The following is a 7,625-nucleotide window of genomic DNA, read 5'->3' as shown; positions in this document are numbered from 1 at the left end:
AGCGGCACCTGACGAATGATCTCCGCCTTGTGCGCCGGCTCGACCACCACCGTCGGCACCCCGGCGGCACGCGCATAGTTCTGATTCATGAGTAACAGAATCGCCAGAAGACACGTCCACAACCATGAGCGAACACGCGCCGGCGTAGCGCGATACAAATCGGGCATCCTCAAAACCTCGTTATTATTGTGGCATATAGTCAGTTAATTATAACGGTATGTCCTCCCACCCGTCGCGGATAAGGGACAGGCGGACAGCAGTCTCACAGAGCGATAAAATTCAGACACATCACAGGAAACGAGGTTCCGGAGCAGACCGGTGACAATTCATGGCCAAAATCACGATCTGCCACCGGAAAAAAGACCCTGATTATTTACTCGCGAGAGTCTTTATGTTGTCGTTGATCTTGAACAGCACAATCAGCAATTCACACCAGATCCGCGCGCCGATCGCCCCACCGATAATCACCCCCAGTCCCATCAGAAAATTACCCAAAGTCACACCACCATATTGACTGGTAAACATCATGCCCAACCCGGACACCAGAGTAAAAAACAGCAGTACCCAGTACACAACAGTAATAATTTTGGGTGTCAGCATTGAATTGAACAAAAATATTTCTTTCATGGTTTTCTCCTCGTTTTATAAATCGAAGTTCTGAATGTTTTACTGTCAATGATCCCTGCAAAATAATATCAGAATTCAGTCCAGGCAAATGCCAATTACCAGGCGGGTCGCATAATAAAAGCCCCGCAAAGAACCTGATCAGGAGCAGATGTGTGTGGAACACACCATTTTTGCGGTACCGAGGAGGTTATGCCATGCCAGAGGAGCCCAAACCGCTACTACCGGCGAGAGTACGTGCTCATTCGGTTTCTATATGGCATCAAATTTTAAGCAGCGATAGGCCGGTGTTTTATACCCCCCTGACAGCATCTCGAACATCCTGAACAAAGTCACCTCCACCTCCGGCAAGCAAAAAAAAGATAAGCGGATTATTCTTATACTCGGTGAGCAAGTCCGCCCCGCAGACACATCTTCGAAGCATCAATGAAGAGTGAACGGCTTTACTGGCAACACGTCGGAGGACAGTGCTTTGATAATCGTCGAAAAAGTCCTGTCGATATATGCCAATCTCATCCTGCGCGGACATTGATCATATGCTAACAGGATTCGGAGTTTATGCTGCAGTCGATCTCGGAAAAATAGTTTCTCAGCCAACATCCTGACAAAAGACAGATTGCGGAACACAAGCGTCATCGACAGTCATAACACATTTTTCATTACTCATAGCAATCGTCGCTTCAAACATCGCCACACCGGACTCCTGCGCCATGGTGTCTGCCTTATTGAGAACGGCTTGCAATGCAAGACCGATTTCTGTTCGCTTGCCCGGATCCAGTCCCAGTTTCCGCCAACTCTCATCAGCATGACTTTCACCGGCCACCCCCAGTTCAACGAAACGATTAACAAGCGAGTCAGTCAGTTTTTCTTCGCCCAGTTTGTTTTTGAGAAAGACGATTACTTCCTGGTCTGTCAATGCCTCATCCGAAGGCAGCATAGAAGACAAACCCCGGGAAGAAATGTTTTCAGCTTTTCGCCATTAACCATGCCATAAAATAGATCTTCCTTAACCAGCTGCCTGTAGTCGGGCCGCGGATCCGAACCGGTGCGCCGGTATAGCTGTCTCAGTGCCATCGCTTCACTTCGATGGCCGCTCACTCCAAAGCCGGAGAGAAAATGGTCCAGAATATCGTGCACAAAAACCGAAGTAGGAATGCGCTGTCCGGTCTCCCGGGTGCTGGCGATGATGACGGGATCACCGATCGTGGCATTTAACTTCCACCCCCTGGCACCGAACCCGTCATCCCACTCTTTCTTATAAGTCACCCGGACTTGCGCCCCTTCGTCACGAATTTGCAGCAGATCCGGTGGATACTGTGCCACATCAAGGAATGCCCCTTGAGCAAGCTCGTTCATGTTTCTCTATCCTTTAGCCAGACAGCGAGTCAGACACGAGCCAGATTTCAGATACTGATAAATAGCGGTAAATCGGATAAAATGCCGATGCCAACAATGCTCGTGTGTAGTCAACAGCATCTTAGCACTCACGCCCATTCACCGTGAACCGGCCCAATAAGCCACTACCCCGGCCTCATCCGAATGCGACAAATTCACCCGAGAATCGCCCCGCCACCTGCCCGTTATACTCCAGCACCGACGCCACAGCCACCCGGCCCTTGCCCCGACGCGACAACATCCGCACAAACCGCGACCAGTCCGACACCTGATCCACCGACGCCCGCGCCGTAAACACCCCGTCAATCGGCAAATCATAGTCCATCGTATTGCGCTGAATCACCAGCCGGCTGGTAAACCCCTTGGCCCGCAGGCGAAGATGCAACAAAGACCAGGCCGCCAGCGTCGCCACCGCCGAGGCACTGCCCCCGAACACCGTCTCGCGATGATTGATATTCGGCCCCAGCGGCGCCCGCAACACCACCTCCTCCGGCCCCGCCGTAACCACTGACACCGCCATCGCTTTCGACAGCGGGATGTGTTCGTGGAGATACTGTTTGAATTCACCAGAAAGCAAGTACGGTCCTTTTAATTTTTAATAGGTATACTGTCCCCCAAATTCCCCCAATAGCTTTTCTGACGACCGATGGAGCGACTGGTTAGATGCCTTAACTATGGTAAGCCGCATTAACATCCGGAATCACCTCTACGCAAGCTGATAGAATCACAAGGCTACTCCTAAGAATATCCTCGCTACGCTCCGGCGCAAACCAGTACCCATTGAATTTCCCGCCGTGAAACAGATTGTTTCTCACCGGTCGAATATATATCAGGAGTTCGTCAGCATTCGAGTCGGTATTTGGCTTCGACTCCTCCCACTCAATGACACCGCCCCTAATCATCTATTTCTTCAACGATGCAGGGGTCAGGTCACTTGAAATCGACCTGAATGTCTTGCTATTTCTAGCACTGCCATGATTAGGCTTGCTAACTCGACTTTCCTACCTTCTTTCAAGTGACCTGCCCCTTTGATTCCAAGCTGCAAATACGAACATACGTCTGGATATATCCCAATTACCTTCAATCCTGGCACGCACTCCCCAATTTTTCGACGCAAGAAACACAATTTTTCCTGCAATATCGGGATTTCCCCGAATTATCGTTAGCCGGTCTTTATTCCGTCAGACGCCGCCGAGCATCGTAGTGGAGGGAGGAATAGCCCGTCTGGCGAGCCCGACTGGAGCGAGAAGCGCAGGGAACCGGTGTAGCAATTTATCAATTGCTACACCGGCGGCGTCTTTCGGGCGCGTTTTCTTTGGTTCTGTTTCTTTGTCGCGTGACAAAGAAATGAACCCGAGGCGCGCTGGCGGGTCAGCGCTTTCGAGATCAAGCTCGCCCGGAGGGCGTTCCTCTTATAGAGACTGGATTCCGGCTCAAGGCCGGAATGACGAAGTGCGTGGGCGCGAGAGGCCGCTTTCAAGATCAGGGCCGCCCGGAGGGCGATCATTTTAGAGAGAATAGATTCCGGCCTCACCGGAATGACGAGGTGCGCGGTCGCGAGAGGCCGCTTTCAAAATCCAGGCCGCCCGGAGGACGAACATTTAGATAGTAAGGAGGCTCATCAAGAATCGCCGATGGAATCGCCTCCCACAAGTCGCCTCCCACAAGTCGCCTCCCACAAAATAATTTCAATACTCTGCGGTTCTCTGCGCCTCTGCGTTGAAGGTTTTGGATTTATTTGAACAGCGCGTCGACGGAGAACCCGTCCTTCTCAAGAATGTCGCGCAGTTTTTTCAGCGCTTCGAGCTGGATCTGCCGCACCCGCTCGCGGGTGACACCGATGGTGTTACCCACATCTTCCAGGGTGGCGACATCATAGCCGTGCAGGCCAAAGCGACGCTCGACGACTTCGCGCTGTTTATCACTGAGCTGCGCCAGCCACTGTTCAATGTTTGCCTTGACATCGTCGTCCTGTAACAGGCTAACGGGATCGCTATTATTCTCATCAGGGATGGCATCGATCAGGGAATTATCAGCGTCATGGCTCATGGGCGAGTCAACCGAGGCGATGCGCTCGTTGAGGCCGAACATTTTTTTCACCTCGTCGATCGGCTTGTCGAGCATCTCGGCAATTTCTTCGGTGGTCGGCTCGTGATCCAGGCTCTGGGAGAGGTGCCGGGCGGCACGCAGGTAGATGTTGATTTCCTTGACCACGTGGATCGGCAGGCGGATGGTACGGGTCTGATTCATGATGGCCCGCTCGATGGTCTGGCGGATCCACCAGGTCGCGTAAGTCGAAAAGCGAAAGCCGCGTTCGGGATCGAATTTTTCAACTGCCCGAATCAGGCCAAGATTGCCCTCTTCGATCAGGTCCAGCAGCGCGAGACCGCGATTGAGATAGCGTCGGGCAATTTTGACCACCAGGCGCAGGTTGGATTCAATCATTTTCTTGCGCGCAGCTTCGTCACCCTTGAGGGCTTTGCGCGAATAGAACTTTTCTTCCTCGGCGGTCAGCAGCGGCGAATAGCCGATTTCGCTGAGGTATAAACGGGTCGCGTCGAGCTGTCCCTCGGGAATCATCCCGGGCTCATACCGATGCGGTTTGTCGACAGTCGCATCATCAACCGAATCCTCGTCCACATCGTCTCCCATGACCAGTTCTTCCTCATCGGCATCCTCTTCGGGAAGTGTATTCAGGTCTTCCTCGACTTCCTTATCACGCGTGACTTTATTTGCGTTTTCTCCGTGCTCAGCCATAGGCGACTACCGTGACTACGACCCCTTCTTTGGCAAGTACTTGACCGGGTCCTGCGGTGTACCGTTGCGACGAATCTCGAAATGCAGCATCGCCGGCCCCGATCCGTTATTTCCCATATCTGCAATGTGCTGTCCGGACTCGACCATGTCATTCTCCTGGACGTGCAACTTGCTGTTATAGGCGTAAGCGCTGAAATAGGTGGTATTATGTTTTATTATTATCAGGTTTCCATAACCGCGTAAACCGTTACCACTGTAAACCACTTTGCCATCTGCCGCAGCCTTGACTGACAGCCCCATTCGGCCAGCAATATCCAGTCCTTTTTTCCCGGGATCACTGCCTGAAAATGTGTTGACAATCTCACCCTCAACCGGCCATTCCCATGTCAGTGTACGATTATCATCCGGCGGTTCGGGTGACGGTGCGCTGCGACGGGGGCGGGGGCGGCGCGGGCTGGCGTCGACTTTATCGGTGTTATCCGCGCTTTGTGCAGGGGCAGTACGCCCTGGATACATATGGATTTTCTGGCCGGGATAGATGGTATAGGGGACGCTGATCCCGTTCCAGCGCGCCACCGTACGGTAATCGTGGCCGTGTTGCCAGGCGATGGAATAGAGGGTATCGCCCTTGCTGACGGTATACACAGCGCCTTTACCGCCGCGCTCGCGATCCGGGTCATAATGCACGAAAGGCCGGCACCCGGCCAACGCCACCACCACCATAACGATACCAATAACTCCAGGTTTCATCCGTTATTCAAAACAAAGTACGCCACAATCACAGCAAGGATCACCAGCCAACCAAGCCGATCAATATACTGACGCAGGGTTTGATGCATGACCGGCCCGCCCCATTTCATCAGACCTGCCACCATAAAAAAGCGCGCACCGCGCCCGATAATCGAGGCGATCACAAAAGGGATGAACGCCATACTGACAACCCCTGCCGTGATAGTAAAAATCTTATAAGGGATCGGGGAAAATCCGGCAATAAAGATTACCCATATACCCCATTCATCGAACCAGGCCCGTGTCTGCAGATATTTATCCCAGTAACCGGCACTGTGCAGCAATGGTTCGATTATTTCAAAGGCAAACATACCAATCAGATAACCGAGCATACCACCCAGTACCGAGGCGATCGTCGTCAGCAAGGCAAGACGCCAGGCGCGCTCAGGTTTCGCCAGGGCCATGGGCGCCAGCATGACATCGGGAGGAATGGGGAAAAAAGAAGATTCGGCAAAGCTGAGGCCGGCCAGATAGGTGGGCGCCCGACGATGGGCGGACCACAACATGACCCGATCGAACAGGACAGTAAACAGTTTCACGATACATCTCCTAAAACCAATGGCACGAAACTGACTGCCTCCAGTCGGGTCTCGCTGAATTCATTGCCCTGGCGCGTGATCAGGCGCAATCGCTGGGCCTGCCCCTGCCCACCCGTCGGAATCACCAGCCGTCCGCCGTCAGCCAGTTGCTGCAATAGCTCTTCAGGGACCGCATCGGGCGCGGCAGTGACGATAATCCCATCATAGGGCGCATGGTATTTCCAGCCCCAGTTGCCGTCGCTGTGTTGATAGCGCACATTATTGAGAGCCAGTTCGTAGAGCAACTCGCGTGCGCGCTGCTGCAGCGGCGCGATACGCTCTACGGTGAAAACCTCTTCCACCAGTTGGGCCAGAATCGCGGTCTGATAGCCACAACCGGTGCCTACTTCCAGCACCCGTTGCGGAGGATGGGATCCGAGCAGAACTTCGGTCATGCGAGCGACAATATAGGGCTGGGAGATGGTCTGGCCGTTGCCAATCGGCAGGGCAGTATCTTCGTAGGCGCGCGAGGCAAGCGCTTCGTCGACAAACAGATGGCGAGGAGTAGAGCGCATGACTTCCAGCACCGCCTCGTTGGCGATGCCCTTGTCCCGCAAGCGCTCGATGAGGCGATCGCGGGTGCGTTGCGAGGTCATGCCAATCCCCAGATGCGTATTCATGCGCCCCACTTCGCCAGCCAGTCGGTGACCGACTGCAGGCTCTGATGACGGGTCAAATCGATTTGAATGGGCGTGACAGAGACATAGCCGTTGCGCACCGCGTAAAAGTCGGTGCCCGGTCCGGCATCCTGCTCTGCCCCCGGCGGCCCCACCCAGTAAATATCGCGGCCGCGGGGGTCCTCGGCTTTGATCACCGGCTCGGCCTTGTGCCGATGGCCCAGGCGGGTGGCCTGGTAGCCCGACAATTCCTCAAACGGTATATCCGGTACATTAATATTCAAGATGGTATCCTGCGGCAGCGGATCACTGGCCAGGCGATCGATGAACTGGCGTGCCACTCTGGCGGCCGCCTCGTAATGGATGAAGCGGTGGCCGCTACCCGCCAGGGAAACCGCCACCGCCGGCAAGCCGAGAAAACGCCCCTCCATGGCCGCAGCCACGGTCCCCGAATAGAGCACATCATCGCCCATATTGGCCCCGGCATTAATGCCGGAAATGACCATGTCGGGTTCGTGATCCAGGAGGCCAGTGATAGCCAGGTGAACGCAATCGGTGGGTGTCCCGTCGACCCGGATCAGATTCTCACCCAGGCGGCGGGCGCGGATCGGCATTTCCAGGGTCAGGGAATTACTGGCACCGCTGCGATCCCGCTCCGGCGCCACGATAGTAATCTCGGCGATATCCTGCAGGGCCTCGGCCAGGGTATTGATTCCCGGGGCTTCATAGCCGTCATCATTACTCAACAGTATCCGCATTGCTGTTGCAGAAACTCACGTCTTGGTTGGAAGTGGTTGAATAGTCGGTAAATTTGACTCTACTATACCGGATAAGCACGATCCCGCCTACATTTTCCTGAACAGGC

Annotated in this window: 9 protein-coding genes; all 9 read right to left on the bottom strand. The window is 54.2% G+C overall.

The window, feature by feature from the left end; translation table 11 throughout:
• Positions 1-369 precede the first annotated feature (369 nt).
• Positions 370-627: a DUF4282 domain-containing protein gene (locus R6U90_RS11150; RefSeq protein WP_410352768.1), complete on the bottom strand. Its 258-nt coding sequence runs from the start codon at positions 625-627 to the stop codon at positions 370-372.
• 586 nt (positions 628-1,213) lie between these two features.
• Positions 1,214-1,561 (bottom strand): hypothetical protein, encoded by a 348-nt coding sequence (locus tag R6U90_RS11145; RefSeq protein ID WP_410352767.1) that lies wholly within the window; start codon positions 1,559-1,561, stop codon positions 1,214-1,216.
• Positions 1,537-1,980, bottom strand: coding sequence for a hypothetical protein (locus R6U90_RS11140; RefSeq protein WP_410352766.1), 444 nt, complete (start codon positions 1,978-1,980; stop codon positions 1,537-1,539). The genes R6U90_RS11145 and R6U90_RS11140 overlap by 25 nt, the downstream gene beginning before the upstream one ends.
• A 175-nt stretch (positions 1,981-2,155) precedes the next feature.
• Positions 2,156-2,596, bottom strand: coding sequence for a YiiD C-terminal domain-containing protein (locus R6U90_RS11135; protein ID WP_410352765.1), 441 nt, complete (start codon positions 2,594-2,596; stop codon positions 2,156-2,158).
• Positions 2,597-3,753: 1,157 nt separating this feature from the next.
• Positions 3,754-4,776, bottom strand: a complete 1,023-nt coding sequence (rpoS, locus tag R6U90_RS11130; protein ID WP_410352764.1) for an RNA polymerase sigma factor RpoS — start codon at positions 4,774-4,776, stop codon at positions 3,754-3,756.
• Between the two features lie 15 nt (positions 4,777-4,791).
• Positions 4,792-5,526 (bottom strand): peptidoglycan DD-metalloendopeptidase family protein, encoded by a 735-nt coding sequence (locus R6U90_RS11125; RefSeq protein WP_410352763.1) that lies wholly within the window; start codon positions 5,524-5,526, stop codon positions 4,792-4,794.
• A complete protein-coding gene (locus R6U90_RS11120; RefSeq protein WP_410352762.1) occupies positions 5,523-6,104 on the bottom strand; it encodes a YqaA family protein in 582 nt (193 codons plus the stop codon). The genes R6U90_RS11125 and R6U90_RS11120 overlap by 4 nt, the downstream gene beginning before the upstream one ends.
• A complete protein-coding gene (locus R6U90_RS11115; protein ID WP_410352761.1) occupies positions 6,101-6,763 on the bottom strand; it encodes a protein-L-isoaspartate(D-aspartate) O-methyltransferase in 663 nt (220 codons plus the stop codon). The genes R6U90_RS11120 and R6U90_RS11115 overlap by 4 nt, the downstream gene beginning before the upstream one ends.
• Positions 6,760-7,518, bottom strand: a complete 759-nt coding sequence (gene surE / locus R6U90_RS11110; protein WP_410352760.1) for a 5'/3'-nucleotidase SurE — start codon at positions 7,516-7,518, stop codon at positions 6,760-6,762. Before surE ends, R6U90_RS11115 begins: the two co-directional genes overlap by 4 nt.
• Between the last annotated feature and the right edge of the window lie 107 nt (positions 7,519-7,625).

Source organism: Thiohalophilus sp., assembly GCF_046483665.1.
In the GTDB taxonomy this organism is placed as follows: domain Bacteria; phylum Pseudomonadota; class Gammaproteobacteria; order UBA6429; family Thiohalophilaceae; genus Thiohalophilus.
This window is presented reverse-complemented; position numbering and strand designations above follow the sequence as displayed.